At 64.2% G+C, this 16,476-nt stretch carries 15 protein-coding genes and 1 tRNA gene; 13 read left to right on the forward strand and 3 right to left on the reverse strand.

All coding sequences use genetic code 11. The features are described from left to right. Nucleotides 1-9: 9 nt before the first annotated feature. From FLM21_RS08800 to FLM21_RS08850, 11 genes are all read left to right on the forward strand, one after another. Complete coding sequence (locus tag FLM21_RS08800) at nt 10-444, forward strand: PaaI family thioesterase (RefSeq protein ID WP_148715215.1); 435 nt, start codon at nt 10-12, stop codon at nt 442-444. Further along, nucleotides 441-881: a PaaI family thioesterase gene (locus FLM21_RS08805; protein ID WP_148715216.1), complete on the forward strand. Its 441-nt coding sequence runs from the start codon at nt 441-443 to the stop codon at nt 879-881. Before FLM21_RS08800 ends, FLM21_RS08805 begins: the two co-directional genes overlap by 4 nt. 15 nt (nt 882-896) lie before the next feature. Beyond that, nucleotides 897-1,448 carry a DUF2059 domain-containing protein gene (locus FLM21_RS08810; protein ID WP_187360152.1) on the forward strand — a complete coding sequence of 184 codons (552 nt, stop codon included), beginning with the start codon at nt 897-899 and terminating at the stop codon, nt 1,446-1,448. Between the two features lie 23 nt (nt 1,449-1,471). Beyond that, complete coding sequence (gene serC, locus FLM21_RS08815) at nt 1,472-2,554, forward strand: 3-phosphoserine/phosphohydroxythreonine transaminase (RefSeq protein WP_148715218.1); 1,083 nt, start codon at nt 1,472-1,474, stop codon at nt 2,552-2,554. An 8-nt stretch (nt 2,555-2,562) separates the two neighbouring features. Further along, the gene (locus tag FLM21_RS08820; protein WP_148715219.1) at nt 2,563-2,772 is read left to right on the forward strand and encodes a DUF6677 family protein; all 210 of its coding nucleotides are present in this window, start codon (nt 2,563-2,565) and stop codon (nt 2,770-2,772) included. Between the two features lie 35 nt (nt 2,773-2,807). Beyond that, entirely contained in the window at nt 2,808-3,878 is a 1,071-nt protein-coding gene (gene pheA, locus FLM21_RS08825) for a prephenate dehydratase (protein WP_148715220.1), read from the forward strand. 70 nt (nt 3,879-3,948) lie between these two features. Beyond that, nucleotides 3,949-4,536 carry an LOG family protein gene (locus FLM21_RS08830; protein ID WP_148715221.1) on the forward strand — a complete coding sequence of 196 codons (588 nt, stop codon included), beginning with the start codon at nt 3,949-3,951 and terminating at the stop codon, nt 4,534-4,536. A gap of 78 nt (nt 4,537-4,614) precedes the next feature. Continuing rightward, nucleotides 4,615-5,715, forward strand: coding sequence for a histidinol-phosphate transaminase (gene hisC / locus FLM21_RS08835; protein ID WP_148715222.1), 1,101 nt, complete (start codon nt 4,615-4,617; stop codon nt 5,713-5,715). Between the two features lie 85 nt (nt 5,716-5,800). Beyond that, nucleotides 5,801-7,537 carry an autotransporter assembly complex protein TamA gene (locus FLM21_RS08840; RefSeq protein ID WP_187360153.1) on the forward strand — a complete coding sequence of 579 codons (1,737 nt, stop codon included), beginning with the start codon at nt 5,801-5,803 and terminating at the stop codon, nt 7,535-7,537. Next, nucleotides 7,534-11,376, forward strand: coding sequence for a translocation/assembly module TamB domain-containing protein (locus FLM21_RS08845; RefSeq protein ID WP_187360154.1), 3,843 nt, complete (start codon nt 7,534-7,536; stop codon nt 11,374-11,376). Before FLM21_RS08840 ends, FLM21_RS08845 begins: the two co-directional genes overlap by 4 nt. Nucleotides 11,377-11,518: 142 nt before the next feature. Further along, on the forward strand, nt 11,519-12,622 hold the full coding sequence (locus FLM21_RS08850) for an SGNH/GDSL hydrolase family protein (RefSeq protein WP_187360155.1): 1,104 nt from the start codon (nt 11,519-11,521) through the stop codon (nt 12,620-12,622). A gap of 62 nt (nt 12,623-12,684) precedes the next feature. Here the strand turns inward: FLM21_RS08850 and FLM21_RS08855 are convergent, their stop codons facing one another. Both FLM21_RS08855 and FLM21_RS08860 read right to left on the reverse strand, forming a co-directional pair. Beyond that, the gene (locus FLM21_RS08855; RefSeq protein WP_187360156.1) at nt 12,685-13,428 is read right to left on the reverse strand and encodes a substrate-binding periplasmic protein; all 744 of its coding nucleotides are present in this window, start codon (nt 13,426-13,428) and stop codon (nt 12,685-12,687) included. Continuing rightward, a complete protein-coding gene (locus tag FLM21_RS08860) occupies nt 13,425-14,123 on the reverse strand; it encodes a ComFC family protein (RefSeq protein WP_187360157.1) in 699 nt (232 codons plus the stop codon). Before FLM21_RS08860 ends, FLM21_RS08855 begins: the two co-directional genes overlap by 4 nt. A gap of 64 nt (nt 14,124-14,187) precedes the next feature. Here FLM21_RS08860 and bioB point away from each other — a divergent pair, with 64 nt between their 5' ends. Beyond that, entirely contained in the window at nt 14,188-15,177 is a 990-nt protein-coding gene (bioB, locus tag FLM21_RS08865; protein ID WP_148715228.1) for a biotin synthase BioB, read from the forward strand. 46 nt (nt 15,178-15,223) lie between these two features. Beyond that, nucleotides 15,224-15,297, forward strand: a tRNA-Gly gene (locus tag FLM21_RS08870). A 154-nt stretch (nt 15,298-15,451) separates the two neighbouring features. Here FLM21_RS08870 and FLM21_RS08875 read toward each other — a convergent pair. Further along, nucleotides 15,452-16,207, reverse strand: coding sequence for a nucleoside/nucleotide kinase family protein (locus tag FLM21_RS08875; RefSeq protein WP_148715229.1), 756 nt, complete (start codon nt 16,205-16,207; stop codon nt 15,452-15,454). Between the last annotated feature and the right edge of the window lie 269 nt (nt 16,208-16,476).

Here is a 16,476-nt window from a genome sequence, read left to right on the forward strand (position 1 = left end):
GCCACGCCGATGTCGGTCCGTAACGCCGTCTTCTTTGAGCAGCTGCAGCGCTGGTTCATGACGCTGCCGCACTGCCAGGTGCTCGGCCTCGAGTATGTCGAGGCCGACGCGGGCTCGGTGGTGCTGCGCCTGCCGTATTCGGAAGCCATCGTCGGCAACCCGGAGACGGGTGTGGTGCACGGCGGAGCAGTGACCACGCTGATCGACACCGCCAGCGGCACTTGCATCTACACGCTGTTCGACGCGCCTGAAAGCGTGGCGACGCTGGATCTGCGCATCGATTACCTGCGTCCGGCTTCGGTGGGCGAAGCGATCCTGTGTCGTGCCGAATGCTATCGGCTGACCAGCCAGATTGCCTTTACCCGCGCCATCGCCTACCAGGGCGAGCGCGAGATTGCGCATGGCGTCGGCACTTTCATGCGCACGCAAGTGGGGGCGGCATGACCCAGAGCGAAATGAAACATTGCTGGCTGCAGGCACGCGAAAGCGGCGACTACAGCGCCGTGATCGCAGCGATTCCTTATGCACGCACCATCGGCATGCAGATGCATGTCGACGCGGGCGAGCCACGCTTCGTGCTGCCGTTCGCTCAGTCCAACATCGGCAATGTGCTGCTGCCCGCGCTGCATGGCGGCGTGATCGGCGGCTTCCTGGAAACGGCTGCCATCCTCACATTGCTTACCGCCACCGAGACCGCTGGGATTCCCAAGGTGGTCGATTTCTCGATCGATTACCTGCGCAGTGGCCGACCGGTCGATCTGTATGCACGCTGCGAGATCGTGCGCCAGGGCAAACGGGTTGCCAACGTGCTGATGAGTGCATGGCAGGAGGATCCGCAAAAACCGGTGGCCTCTGCCCGTGCGCATTTTTTGTTGTCCTGATTGCGAGGAATGAAGATGCGCCGAATCTGTACCATCCTGGCCGTGCTGGCCGCCACCTACGCCACGCCGGCCTGGTCCGATGATGCGTCGACCGCCGCGGTGCATCAGCTCCTCAGCGAGATGAACTATCCGCAGCTGTATCAGGAAACCCTGACCGCTGCCACATCCCAGTTGCCGACCATGCTCACCACGCAGCTGCGGCAGCAGTTCGAATCGACAGGTTTGAACGCCGCACAACGCAAGCTGCTCGATGACGAGCTGCCCGTCATCGTGCAACGCTTGGTGGATCGCATCATGCAGATGATGCAGCAGGCCGTGCCGTATTCGGAGATGGAAACAGTTCTGGTTGGCGCAATGAGCCGGACCTTCACCGCCGAGGAAATCCAGGACCTGATTGCCTTCTATCGCACTCCCACCGGCAAGAAGATGCTGGCAAAGACGCCCAGCATCACGCAGGACGCGATGCAGGCACTGATGCCCAAACTGCAGAGCGCATTGCAGGGTGGCGTGCCAGGGATCGACAAGGAATTCGAAGCATTGACGGCCAAGCTGAAGGCCGCCAAGTAAACCCGCTGTCCGAGGAGAACACGATGACCCAGGTGTACAACTTCAGCTCCGGCCCCGCCGTCCTGCCGCGCGAGGTGATGCTCGCCGCCCAGTCCGAGCTCGTCGATTGGCATGGCAGCGGCATGAGCGTGATGGAGATGAGCCATCGCGGTCGCGAGTTCACCCAGATCATCACCGAGGCCGAAGCGGACCTGCGCAAGCTTCTGGCTGTGCCGGCGAGCCATCGCATCCTGTTCCTGCCGGGTGGTGCCCATTTCCAGTTCGCGATGGTGCCGCTCAACCTTGCCGCCGAGGGGGACACAGTCGATTACGTCAACACCGGCCACTGGTCCAAGATTGCGATCAAGGAAGCGCGCCGCTATGCCAAGGTGAACATCGCCGCCAGCGGCGAGGAAGGGCACTTCACCGCCATTCCCGACGAGGCGGATTGGCAGCGCAGCGACAACGCCGCCTACCTGCACTACTGCTCGAACGAGACCATCGGCGGCGTCGAATTCCCGTATATCCCGAAGTCGGATGCCACGCTGGTGTGTGACATGTCGTCCAATATCCTGTCGCGTCCGATCGATGTCTCGCAGTTCGGCCTGATCTACGCTGGCGCACAGAAGAACATCGGTCCGTCCGGCCTCACCATCGCCATCGTGCGTGAAGATCTGCTGGGCCGTGCCCGGCCCGGCACGCCGACCATGCTGGACTACAGCGTGCATGCCGAGGCCGATTCGCTGTACAACACCCCGCCCACCTTTGGCATTTACATGGCGGGCCTGGTGTTCAAGTGGCTGCTGGAGCAAGGCGGCGTGGCCGGCGCGGAAGCGCGCAATATCGAAAAAGCGGCGCTGCTGTACGAAACCGTCGATACCTCGGCCGGCTTCTACAGCTGCCCGATCGAGAAACCGTTCCGTTCGCGCATGAACGTGCCGTTCCGCCTGGCCGACGAGTCGCTTGACGATGCCTTCCTTGAGGGCGCCAAGGCCCGTGGCCTGGTCCAGCTCAAGGGGCATCGTTCAGTCGGCGGCATGCGCGCATCGATCTACAACGCGATGCCGCTTGAGGGCGTGAAGGCCTTGTGCGACTACATGCGCGATTTCACGCGCAGCCATGGTTGAGGGCGGAGATGGCCGGACAAGGTAGCGGCGGCAACGTACTCGCAGCGCTGGCGAGCTTCTTCATTCCCGGACTCGGGCAACTGGTGCAGGGCAGAGTCCTGAAGGCGGCACTGATGTTCGTGCTTGCCGCGGTGCTGTGGATCGTCTTGATGGGCTGGATCGTGCATCTGTGGTCCATTGTCGATGCTGCGCTGTTCGACCCGAGCAAGCAAAAATAAGGGCGGCCCAGCCGCCATCGCAGGACAGGGAGAGTATGGACGACAAGCTCAAGCAGCACCGTGACGCCATCGACGCCATCGATGCGCAGGTGTTGCAACTTCTGAACCAGCGCGCCGAGCATGCGCGCACCATCGGCGAGATCAAGGGCGGCGGTGTGGTCTACCGCCCGGAGCGTGAAGCGCAGGTGCTGACCCGCATCAAGTCGCTGAACCAGGGCCCGCTGTCGGGCGAGGCGGCGGCCAAGCTGTTCCGCGAGATCATGTCGGCCTGCCTGGCGCTGGAGCGGCCGCTGACCATCGCTTTCCTCGGCCCGGTCGGCACCTTCAGCCAGGCTGCTGCGATCAAGCATTTCGGCCATGCCGCAGCCACGCAGGCCTGTGGCTCCATCGACGAGGCGTTTCGCGCCGTCGAGTCGGGCTCGGCCGACTACGTGGTGGCGCCGGTAGAGAACTCCACCGAAGGCGCGGTAGGCCGTACGCTGGATCTGATGGTCAATACGCCGCTGAAGATCTGCGGTGAGGTGGTGCTGCGCATCCATCATCACCTGCTGCGCAAGATCGAAGGAAAGGACGGTATCGCCCGCGTCTATTCGCATGCGCAGAGCCTGGCCCAGTGCCACGAATGGTTGAACAAGAACCTGCCCGCCAGCGTCGAGCGGGTCTCTGTCGCGAGCAATGCCCAAGCCGCCAAGCTGGCCAGCGAGGATCCAAGCTCGGCGGCAATTGCTGGCGATGCCGCGGCGGAAAACTTCAATCTGCTGCAACTGGCGCAGAACATCGAGGATGAGCCGAACAACACCACGCGCTTCCTGGTGCTGGGCCAGCAGGACACCACGGCCAGCGGTCGTGACAAAACGTCCCTGCTGATCTCCGCGGCGAACCGCCCAGGGGCACTGCATGCCTTGGTCGAGCCGCTGGCACGGCACGGCGTGTCGATGAGCAAGTTCGAATCGCGCCCCAGCCGTACCGGTTTGTGGGAGTACCTGTTCTTTGTCGACGTCGAAGGCCACGTCAACGACGCGCCAGTGGCCGCGGCGATTGCCGAATTGAAAAGCGTGGCTGCCTTCGTCAAGGTGATTGGCAGCTATCCGCAAGCGGTGATCTGAAGCGACGATCGATGCAGTGCAATCAACAATGGGCAGCCTGAGCGCTGCCCATTTGCTTCCGGAGGATCCCATGCAACACGTAGTCGTCTTTTGCGGTGCCCGGCATGGCACTGATCCTGTCCATACCGAGGCGGCACGCCGTTTGGGTACTGCGCTAGCCGCGAGCGGGCGCACGCTGGTGTACGGCGGCGGGCATGTCGGGTTGATGGGGGAGGTGGCTGATGGTGCGCTGGCCGCGGGTGGCAGGGTGGTCGGCGTGATCCCGCACTTCATGGTCGAGCGCGAACTGGCGCATGGCGAGCTGTCGGAGCTGGTGGTCGTCGATTCCATGCATACGCGCAAGGCCAAGATGGCCGAGCTTGCCGATGCCTTTATCGCGATGCCGGGCGGTTTCGGCACGCTGGACGAGCTGTTCGAAATCCTCACCTGGGCGCAGATCGGGCTGCATGGCAAGCCGGTGGCACTGCTCAATACCCACGGCTATTTCGACGGCCTGCTCGCCTTCATGCGTACCGCCGCGCAAGAAGGCTTCGTGCGAATGGACGAGGTGGAGCGGCTGGTGGTCGATGCCGATGTGGCGCTGCTGCTGCAGCGGCTGGCTGCGATTCCGGTCAGCGATGCCGGCTGGCGCCGGCATGACGTGCGCACGCACGGTTGAAATCGTTTTCCCGGCGGCTGCCCGGCATGCCGCTGCCGCGTTACACTGCGGGTTTTGTGTCTTGCCGGAGTCCCTTCAATGTCGTTGTTCGAGCTTGCCCCCGATTACGTCCGCGCCATCGCCCCGTATCAGCCGGGCAAGCCGATTTCCGAGCTGGCCCGCGAAATGGGGCTGGATCCGGCCGGCATCGTCAAGCTCGCCTCCAACGAGAACCCGCTCGGCATGAGCCCGCTGGCACGCACCGCGCTGGAGCAGGAAATCGCCGAGCTCGCCCGCTACCCGGATGGCAACGGTTTTGAACTCAAGGCCAAGATTGCCAGCAAGTTCAACGTCGGGCTCGATCGCATCGTGCTCGGCAATGGCTCCAACGACATCCTGGAGCTGATCGCGCGCGCCTTCCTCACCCCGGGCGACAGCGCCGTCTATTCGCAATACGCGTTCGCGGTGTACCCGCTGGCCATCCAGGCTTGCGGCGCCACTGGCATCCAGGTACGTGCCGTCGACTACGGCCACGACCTGGAGGCGATGCGCGCCGCCATTCAGCCGAATACCAAGATCGTTTGGATCGCCAACCCCAACAACCCCACTGGCACGCTGGCGCGCCCGGGTGACCTGATCGAGTTCCTCGAGTTGTGCCCCGAGCATGTGCTGGTGGTGCTCGACGAGGCTTATACCGAGTACCTGCCGCGCGAGAAGCGCAGCGATTCAATCGCCTGGCTCGCGCAGTTCCCCAACCTGATCGTGGTACGCACCTTCTCCAAGGCCTATGGCCTCGCTGGCCTGCGCGTCGGCTTCGGCCTTGCCAGCCCGGAAGTCGCCGACGTACTCAACCGGGTGCGCCAGCCATTCAACGTCAATAGCCTGGCGCAAGCGGCGGCCAGCGCCGCGCTCGATGACGTCGACTTCCTGCGCGAGTCGGTCCGTGTGAACAATGAGGGCATGGTGCAGCTGACCGCTGCGTTCCAGCGCCTGGGCCTGTCGTTCATCCAGAGCTGGGGCAACTTTGTCACCTTCCATTGCGGTGATGCAGCTGCACTCAACCGCTATCTCTTGGAGCGCGGCGTGATCGTGCGCCCGCTCGCCGGCTACAACATGCCGAATTCGCTGCGGGTGTCGATTGGCCTCGCTGAGGAAAACGCCCGCTTTATCGCGGTGCTGGAACAGGCGATGGCAGACTGAGTGCCATCGGGCCAGCCGGGATGATGCTGATGGCGGCACACCGCCGCAGTGCTTACCGTGCGGCATGTCCGTCTGTCGATACACGATGCGCCTGAATCGCTCCGCCCTTGTCCTGACGCTGCTGCTGGCCAGTGCGCCGCTGCGAGCATTGGCCTATGGCGTGGAGTTCGAAGGCCCGGATGAGGCCGTCGAGCTGCTGGAGAAGCACCTCGACCTCTACAAGTGGCGCTCGCGCGAGATCGAGCCCGAGGAGCTGCGTGCACTGGTCGAGCGCACGCCGACCGACGCCGAGGCGCTGCTCAATACCGCCGGCTACTTCAAGCCGCGCATCAGCGCCAATCAGCAAGGCGAAGGCGCGAGCGCGCGCGTGAAGGTCGTGGTCGACCCGGGGCAGCTCGCCATGGTGCGCGACGTGGCCTTGCGGCTGGAAGGCCAGATCAACGAGGACCCGGCCTACCAGGAGCGGATCGAGGCGCTGCTGGGCCGCGATCCGCCGCTGGCGCGCGGCTTGCCGTTTACCCAGTCGGGGTGGTCGGCCTACAAGCGGCGCGCGCTCAATGCGCTGCAGTTTCGCCGCTATGCCGGCGCGCGCATCACCCAGAGCGAAGCGCGGGTTTTGCCGGACGAAGCGGCGGTCGATCTGTCGTTGACGCTCGACAGCGGCCCCTACTACCGTTACGGCGAGGTGATGATCGAGGGCTTGTCGCGCTACCCCGAGCGTATCGTGCGCGACCAGATCCATCTCGACCAAGGTGGCGAGTTCCGCCGGCGCGATCTGCAGGAGCTGCAGAGCGACCTGCAGGACATGCCGCAGTTCGCTACCGTCATCGTCGAGCCCATGCTTGGCGGCGACGCGCCGTACCATGCGCCGGTCAAGGTCAGCCTGCAGGAAGCGCCGATGCAGAAGGTGACGGCGGCCGTTGGCTACAACACCAACACCGGCTTTCGTACCGAGCTGACACACCGCTACAACAACGTGGCCGACCGCGGCTGGGTGCTGGACAGCAAGCTACGCGTGGAACAGCTGGAACAGGAGCTGGGCGTGGCGCTGTCGTTTCCACGCCATCGCAGCGGCTACGACCATCGTGTCTACTTCAATGTCGAGAACTCCGAGGTCAGCGGGCTCGACAGCACCACCTTCAAGACCGGCGTGGCCCGCTCGACCAAGGGCGACAAGATCGACCGTACCATCACATTGGAATACCTGACCGAGCGCCGCGAGATCACCAGTGGCGAAGTCGAGCGCCCGCAGACGCTGTCGCTCAACTACCAGTGGATCCGGCGCGAGCTCGACAGCCAGCGCAACCCACGCGATGGCTCGGTGCTGCAGCTGGAAGCCGGCGGCGGCATCAAGGGAGTATTGTCCGATACCAACTTCCTGCGGCTGTATGGCCGCACCACCTACTACTGGCCAATGGCGCAGAAGGACGTGCTGATCACGCGGCTGGAGCTTGGCAATACATTGACGCACGACCCCGGTGCCGTGCCGACCGATTTCCTGTTCCGGGCCGGTGGCAGCAACAGCGTGCGCGGCTACGACTACGAAAGCCTCGGCATCCAGACCGGAGACGGTGTACAGCCGGCGCGCGCGCTGGCCACGGCCACGCTGGAATACCAGCACGCCATCTACAAGGACTGGCGCGCTGCGGCGTTCGTCGATTACGGCGATGCCGCCGATCGCTGGAAGGATTATTCCGGCAAGACCGGTGTCGGTGTCGGTGCGCGCTGGGTGAGCCCGGTCGGCGTGCTGGGCGCCGATCTGGCCTACGGTGTCGACGAGCAGCAATGGCGGTTGTATTTCGCGCTGGGAGTGGCGTTTTGAGCGAAATCGAGCACGATCCGGCCACGCCACCGGTACCGGAGCCACTCGCCAAGCTGGCCCGCCTACGGCGGCGTTGGCCCTGGCTGGTGTTGCTGGCAATCCTGTTGCTGCTGGCAGGGGGCACCTATGGTGCACTGCGCTGGCTGGATAGCCCGTCTGGCCATGGCTGGCTGGTCGATCGGGTCAACGGCACCGGCGTGATCAAGCTGGGTGCCGTATCAGGCAGCCTGTGGCAGGACCTCGTCGTCAGCGATCTGATCGTCGACACCGAATCCGTTCATGTGGCGATCAATCGCATTCGCCTGGTCTGGAACCCGCAGGCGCTGTGGCGCGGCCGCATCGCGGTATCGCTGCTCGACGTCGGTGCCGTCGATCTCACCAGCAAGCCGCAGCCACCGGACAAGCCCAAGACGCCGCCGCCCGAGCAGCTGACGTTGCCATTGGGCGTACGCGTCAACGAATTCCGACTGGCGCGGTTGCGTGTGGCCGGCACGCCGGTCGATCTCAAGGCGCTGCGCGCCAGCCTCGATAGCGACGGCAACGTACACAAGCTGGAACTGGCGCAACTGCTGACACCCCGTGGCCGTGCCCAGGCGAGCCTGCAGCTCGATGGCCGTGCACCGTTCGCCACTGCAGGACGGCTGCGCTTCGCCGGCAAGATCGACGACTACGTGGTCGATACCGATTTCGCGCTGACGGGTCAGCTGCGCAATCTCGGTGTTGCCGGGCATGTCGGTGGCGACAAGCTCAAAGCTGACGTCAAGCTCAGGCTCGATGCCTTCGCGCCCTATGCCTACGCCATCCTGCTCGAAGCCGATCTCGCTGCCGAGCACGTCGATCCCGCAGCGCTGCAACCGGGGCTGCCACGTGCCGACCTGGCGGTACGGCTCACGCTCGACCCCACCAGCAAGGGCGCGGCCGGCACCCTGGCCGTGACCAATGCCGCGCCGGGGCGGCTCGACGAAAGCCGCTTGCCTTTCAGTAGGCTTGATGGCGAGTTTGCCGCCGGCGAGGACTGGCTCACCCTCAACCGCTTGCAACTCGCGTTGCCGGGGCGGGCGACGCTAGCGGCTCGCGGCCAGTTCACCCGTGACAAGTTGCAGGCGCAGTTGACACTGGCTGGCGTCGATCTGCAGGCGTTGCAGCAAGGCCTGATCCCGACCGAGCTCGGTGGTACCGTCACGCTGAACGGCGGCTATCGCGCGCCGGACATCGTGCTGGCATTGACCGAAGCACGGCTCAAGACCGCGGCCAAGGCCCGGCTCGGCTGGATCAATCCAGAACACGAGCGGCGCATCGCCGTGCAATCGCTTGAACTCGCGCGCGGCAACAGCCGGCTACAGGCGCACGGGGAATTCGGCTTCGAGCGGCAGGATTTCAAGATCGAAGCGCTGGCCCAGCGCTGGAACCCCGCCGACTACGCAGCAGTGGCCCGCGGCGACATCAGTGGCAAGCTGGCGCTGGAGGGCGCGGCCAAGCCGGCGCTCGCCGTCAAGCTCGACTACACGCTGCAGCCCAGCAGCTTCAACGGTTACCCATTGGCTGGAGCCGGCAAGCTGGCGCTGACCGGCGAGCAACTGCATGGTGCCGATTTCTGGCTGAGCCTGGGCGACAACCGGGTCGCGGCCAAAGGCGCTCTGGGCCGACCCAACGATACCTTGACCGTGGAGCTCGCAATCAAGGAGCTGCAACAGGCTGGCCGGGGTTATCACGGCCGGGTGCTGGGCAAGGTGCTGGCGCGCGGCGATTGGCGCAAGCCGCGACTACAGGCAGACCTGGATGCCGACGACCTGCAGACGCCGTTCGGGCTGGAGGTGGGGCAGGCCCAGGTCGATGCCGACCTGTATCCCGATCTGAACAGCCCATTCAAGTTGCAGGCGCGGGTGCGTGATGCGAAAGGCTTTGGCGGGCGGATCGCAACGCTGTCGGCCGAGCTCAACGGCACGCGCGCCCGGCACCAGTTTGCCTTCGACGCGCAGGGTGGCTACGGCGAACAGCCGCTGGCGCTTGCGTTGCAAGCGGATGGCGGTTTTGACGCGAGCTGGCTGTGGAGTGGCCGGGTCAACCGCTTGCAAGGCGAAGGCCCGCTGCCGGTGCGCTTGCTCGAGCCGGTGCAGGCCCGCTTGGGCGCGCACAAGGTGGAGCTCGGCAGTACAGCGCTATCCGTGGGGCGCAGCCAGCTGCGGCTCGGCAAGCTGGTCTGGCGCGATGGCTCTCTGCAGACGCGCGGCAACGCTTCCACACTCGATCTTGCCGAATGGCTGGCGCTGACCAAGCCACAGGCAGGTGTCAGCACCGATCTGGTGATGTCAGCGCAATGGGATGTGACGCTGGACCGCCTGCTCAACGGGCGCGTTGCGCTGCAGCGCGTGTCCGGCGATGTGCGCCGTCAGGTGGGGCGCGGCACGCAGTCGCTGGAGCTCGACCAGTTGCAGGCGGTGCTGACCGCACGGGATTCCGGCGTTTCGATCGACGCGCAAGTGGCGAGCAAACGATTTGGCCACCTGTCGCTGAACGGGGCCAGCCGGCTCGATGCAGCCAACTGGCGGCTGGCGCCGGGTGCCGATCTGGATGTACGGGTGAATGGCGAGCTGCCGGACCTGGCTCGCATCGCGCCGCTGTTGTCCGACAGCCTGGCGTTGCAGGGGGGGCTGAAGCTCGATGTTCGGCGGCGCGGGCCACTGGCGGCCCCCAGCTTCACCGGCACGCTGAGCGGTACGGCGCTGGGCGTGCACGACAAGGCGACAGGTATCCGGCTACGCGACGGCGAGCTCAATATTGCGCTCAGCGAGCGCAAGGTGCTGCTGCAGACGTTCCGCTTCAAGGGTGGCAGCGGCACGCTCACCGCCAGTGGTGCGGTCGATCTCAGTCGCGATGAGACCGCAGCGGAGGCCACCGTGAATGCGGACCATTTGTTGCTGGTGAATCGCCCGGATCTCGCGCTGGTAGTCAGTGGCAAGGGCGATATCCGCTACGGCGTGGCGGGTTTGTCGGTCACCGGCAATCTGCGTGCCGACCGCGGGCGCATCGAATACCGCGGCAACGATGTGCCGACGCTGTCGGACGACGTAGTGGTGGTGGGGCGCGAACGCGAGAGCGCTGGCGGCAAGCTCAAGGTGGCGGACGTCAGCTTCGACGTGGACTTGGGCGAGGACTTCACTTTCCGTGGCTACGGGCTGGAGGCGCTGCTCACCGGCAAGTTGCGGTTCCGCGCCAGCCCGGAGGCGGCGTTGTCGGCGCGCGGCGTGGTACAGGTGGACGAAGGCACTTATCGCGCCTACGGCCAGAAGCTCGATATCGAACGCGGTATCCTGTCTTTTGCCGGCCCCATCGACAATCCGGCGCTCGACATCCTCGCTGTGCGCCGCGGCGGCGCGGTGGAGGCGGGCGTACAGGTCAAGGGCAACGCGATGTCGCCGCAGGTCACGCTGTATTCGGATCCAGTGGTTTCGGACAACGAGAAGCTGGCCTGGCTGCTGTTCGGCCACGGCGGCGACAACATGGACAAGGGCGATGCGGCGGTGATGGTGCAGGCGCTCAATGCGATCCTGACCGAAGGCAATCCGGGCGAAGGCTTCACCGACCAGATCTTCGAATCACTGGGCATCGACGAGGTCGGCTTCTCGTCGGCCGAGCGCACCGACGGCACCACGTCACAGGTGGTGACGGTCAGCAAGCGGGTGGGTCGCTGGCTGCGGGTGGGCCTGGAAAAGAGCTTCGACGGTCTGTCCGACGCGGTATCGATGACGGTGCTGCTGTCGCGGCGCTGGTCGTTCGTCACCCGTTTCGGCACCGACGAGAGCGAGGCGGACGTGCTCTATTCGATCAGTTTTGATTGAAATTGGTGCGCGCACGCTGCGATGCGCACCGTTTCAAACATCGGGCTTGCCGAAACCGCTTATTGTTTCAAGAATGAGCTCAGCGATATTTCAGCAGATGGATGGCCCGGAAAGGGCTGCCTACAACAACCAGGAGACCTTCGTGAGCTACACGATGCGCGTACGCCGGCCGCTGGCCGCCTTGATGACCACCCTGTTGCTCGTTGCCTGTGGCGGCGGTGGCGGCAGTACCGAGAATGTTGTCCCGACCACGCCGGGGCAAGCTGCCGGCTATACGCAGATCGTTGCCTTCGGTGACAGCCTGACCGACAGTGGCACCTACAACCCGACCACCGCCGATGCCGACCCGAGCAACGATGTACCGGTCGGTCTGATGTTCACCACCAAGCCGGGTGGCACCTGGGCGAGCTATATAGCCGTGGCGCTGGGGCTGCCGTTGACACCCAACCAGCAGGTAAACTTCGGGGTGGTCGGTCACGGTGGCCAAGTATTCCAGCTCGGTGGGCTCAACTACGCCGAAGGCGGTGCAATGCTGCTCGTTGATGCCGCCAATGGTGGTGTAAACCCACAGCCGGTCCCTGGCCTGGGCACGGTGCCTGTCCAGACACAAACGGCCCGCGCAGTTGCGACGCAGATCAGCGACTATCTGGCAGAGCACGGCAATGCCTTCAATGCCAATCAGCTGGTGCTGATCCAGGGCGGCGCCAACGATCTCTTCGCCTTCCTGCGCCAAGTTGCCGGCAACCCATCGCTGGCTGCCAATGCCCCGACAGTGATCAGCAATACGGTCACTGCCATGGTCACGCAGATCCAGCGCCTGAAAGCGGCGGGAGCAACCCATATCGTCTACGCCAACTTGCCGGATCTCGGCGCCACGCCGCAATTCCGCGGCACGGCGCTCGCTGGCCTCGCGACCACCCTCTCCACCAACTACAACGCCGCAGTGAAATCGACGCTGACCAGCAGCAACAGTGGCGTGGTGATCTTCGATACCCAGGCGTTGATCTCGCAGGCCATTGCCTCGCCAGCCAGCTTCGGTTTCGTCAACGTCACCACACCGGCCTGCACCAGCTACACCACGCCGGGTGATGCCACCACGGTGAGTGCGCTGATCTGCTCGGCCAACACGCTGGTTGCCGCAGGTGCAGACCAGAGCTATCTGTTTGCCGACGGCGTGCACCCGACCGCGCGTGGCCACCAGATCTGGGCGGCCAAGGCAGTAGAGCTGATTCTTAGCGGCAGCTGAACGAGCGCTCGATCAAAAACGGGCCCGTCGGGGCCCGTTTTTGTTTGGGTACGGGGCTGAACCTAGTCCTCTGGTGCGTGGCGCTGGCCGGCGAGGATGGCTGTGTAACGGCCGCTGGCGCGTAGCGCGCGCAGGCCAGCATTGAAGTCATCGCGCCGCTGCGGGTCGCGGAATGCCGCAAGATAGTCGCGTTCGGGAAAGATGGTGTGCAGGTTGACAGCCTGGTCAGTGTCGACCCGGGCGCCAGGATGCTCGCGGAAATACCCGAAGATGCGTTCGTCCAGCACGATGAATTCCGTGCGATCGGCAAACAGCATCAGCACTTGACGCCGCTGATCGCTCATCTCGTTGTAGCGAGGGTTGTGCTCGGCCATCAGCGCGAACTCATCGCCAAGCAACTGCCGTGCGTTGCCGAATGCCAGTACATGGTATGACGCGAGCTCGGCGATGCGTTGCGGGCGGAGCTGGCGCTGCGCCAGCGAGACGGCCACGTTGCGATAGGTGATGTAGGGATGGGAAAAGTAGATGGTTCCCCCGACCGCTCCAGGCTGCATCGTCAGCGCCACATCGATCTGCCCATCGCGCAGCGCGGCCGGTAGGCGCGGCTGGGGTAGATAGACAGGATGTACGGTGTGGCCACGGTAGCCGAGGATGGCCCGTGCCAGATCCAGCTCGATACCCCCATCCTGCTGCTGAATCACATAAGGCGGCTTGTCGAGCCCGACACCGACGCGCAGCTCTGCCGTATGCGCAGTGGTCAGTGTCAGCGCGAGCAGGCATGGCAGCCAGTGGTTCAGTCGCGTCATGCCAGGGTTCTCGCCAGCACGCAGCATTCCACCCGGCTTGCGCCGGCGCGCAGCAGTGCCTTGGCGCAGGCCTGCAGTGTGGCACCGGTGGTCATCACGTCGTCCACCAGTAGAACGACCTCGCCGCGCAACGGCTCCGCCTTGAAACTGCTGCGCAAATTGCGCAGCCGTGCGCTGCGGGACAGACGAGCCTGGTGTTCGCCATCGCGCGTACGGTGCAATACCCGGCCTGCCAGGGGCGCTTTCCAACGGCGCGCCAGCACGGCGGCAATTTCCGAGGCCTGGTTGTAGCCACGCTCGGCTAGCCGCTGTGCGCTGAGCGGCACTGGGATCACCAGATCGGCCTGCACCGGTGCCAATTCCGCGAGCATGGCGTCGGTCAGCACGGGCAGCGCATACCAGCGCTGACCGAACTTGGCGGCCTGTATCAGCTGCGCTAGCCAGCCGTCGTATCGGAAGCAGGCGTGGGTCAGTGTAAAGGCCGGTGGCGCGGCCAGGCAGCGCCCGCACGGGCCTGCCAGCGGCGTGGCTTGGGCGCAGATCGGGCAGCGCGGCGTTGGCAGGCGCGGCAACGCTAGCGAGCATGCCGGGCAAAGGCCAGCGGCGGCTGGCGTGGTGCAGAACAGACAATCGGCAGGCGAGGCGGGAAGCCAGCGTTGGGCCACTTCAAGCGATTTGTTCAGAATATGCAGCATCGAAATTTGACAATGCGGGGAAGGGCTGCCGACAATTCGACAGGACCACTGTAGACCACCCGCCATGAACGCACCGCACACGCAGCCCATCGAGATCAAGCGCAATACCCCGCACCCGCAGACCAGCAACTGGTCGGCCGAAGCAGTGCAGGCCTTGTTCGATCTTCCATTCAACGACCTGTTATTCCGTGCCCAGCAAGTGCACCGTGAACATTTCGATGCCAATCGCGTGCAGCTGTCCACCTTGCTGTCGGTCAAGACCGGCGGCTGTAGCGAGGATTGCGGCTATTGCCCCCAATCGGCCCGCTACCATACTGGCGTGGAGAACCAGAAACTGCTGTGTGCCGACGAGGTGATTGAAACCGCACGCATTGCCAAGGAAAACGGCGCCAGTCGCTTCTGCATGGGCGGCGCCTGGCGCGGACCCAAGCAGCGGGATCTGGACGAGCTGAAGAAGATGATCGCCGGTGTGAAGGCGCTGGGGATGGAAACCTGCGGTACCTTCGGCATGCTCAAGGACGGTATGGCCGAACAGCTCAAGGAATCCGGGCTTGACTACTACAATCACAACCTTGATACCGCGCCGGAAAAATACGGCGACATCATTTCCACGCGCGAGTATGACGACCGGATGGATACGCTGGGCAAGGTGCGCAAGGCCGGCCTCAATGTGTGCGCCGGCGGCATCGTCGGCATGGGCGAAACGCGCGAGGAGCGCGCCGGCTTGATCGCGCAACTGGCCAACCTCGATCCGCAGCCCGAATCAGTACCGATCAACAACCTTGTGCCGGTGCCTGGCACGCCGCTTGCCAACGCCGAGCCGCTCGACTGGACCGAGTTCGTGCGCACCATCGCCGTGGCACGAATCACGCTGCCTGGTTCGTTCGTCCGTCTTTCCGCCGGCCGCCGTGAGATGCCTGAGGCGATGCAGGCGCTGTGCTTCATGGCCGGCGCCAACTCGATTTTCTACGGCGATAAATTGCTGACCACGGGCAATCCGGATGTCGAGGGAGACAGGCAGCTCTTCACCAAACTCGATCTTGCACCCTTGTGACCGCGGCCTAGCCAAGGGCTGCAAACCCGCATAGAATGCGGGCTGCGCGGGCGTCGTATAATGGTAATACCCTAGCTTCCCAAGCTAGAGCCGTGGGTTCGATTCCCATCGCCCGCTCCAAATGCAAGCCACGATTAGCCACGGAGATCCGTGGCTTTTTGTTTTGATTCACAGGATGGTGAGGCAGGTTTTTGCATCGCCTTTGGGCAAATCTGCGCTCCACCTTGTTTGCCTCAGGTCCGCCTAGCCCAATCGGAGATCAAAAAACCGGGGTTCAGACCCCGGTTTCCGTTTCCATCTGCGCTTGCTGCGCCTTCGCCAGCAGTGATTCCACTCGCTGCTGCAACGCTGCCACGGTGCTCGCGTTCTCGATCACCTGATCCACTTGGCAAACCGGAATCGGCACTTCGGTCACGTGCCCATCGGTGTTGCCGGCTTCGCTGATCGTACCTGGCCGGCGAATTTGCCAGAGATGGCCGCCCAGGTGCTGAATGAAGTCCACTTCGATCAACTGGTGCGGCGCAGGGTTGGTGCGCACATCGGTGATGACAAGGCGAGTGCCAGGCAGGGCGGCGATTTGCACCTGCATCTGAGCGATCCAGTATTCCGGATCCTGGCTGCGGCGCCAGTCGCCCCAGCGCTGGGTGATCCAGCGCGGGCTGCGCGGCATGGTGAGTTGGTCCGCGCTGAAGGTGCCCATGGCACGCTCGGCATAGGCCTCGGTGGTTTCCAGCCACCATTCCAGAAAGTTGCTCTCGGTTGTGTTGGCCAAGGCAAGGCCTGGCAGTGGTGCTTCCTTCAATTGTCGATCCAGCAGTACCGTTTTGGAAACGCCGCAGGTGAGGGAAATTTCCGTGCGCAAGGCGTCGGCAAAGGCCAGCTTGGCATAGCCGTGGCGGTCCACCAGATAGTCGGCCACGGTGTCTTTGCCTGCGCCCTTGGCGCCAGAGAGGGCGATGATGTTGGTCATGGTGTTCTCTGCAGTGGGTGACGCGCGTTGCACGCTGACAGCCAGGCGATGCGGCAGCATCGTTGGCGCTGATTCATAGCTGGAGGCGAGGACCAGTCCGTAGCCACTCAATGGGCTGCGTGGCGGCAGTGCTTGCCATTGCGCGGATCGCCAAGCGCAATGATCGGGTGGAGCGTTGGGCGCTTCCTTGCTCTAGGTCATGCTGCTGCCCCTGTTTTAACCGCAATCTGGGCTGTGCCCTGCCAGTAAAATTGCCAATCGCATACGGTGTACTTTCTGCTATGTGCGTTGTGCCGGACTTGCAGGTGTAGCGCTGCGGCGGCATCGTT

This window comes from Chitinolyticbacter meiyuanensis (genome assembly GCF_008033135.1).
GTDB classification, from domain to species: Bacteria; Pseudomonadota; Gammaproteobacteria; order Burkholderiales; family Chitinibacteraceae; genus Chitinolyticbacter; species Chitinolyticbacter meiyuanensis.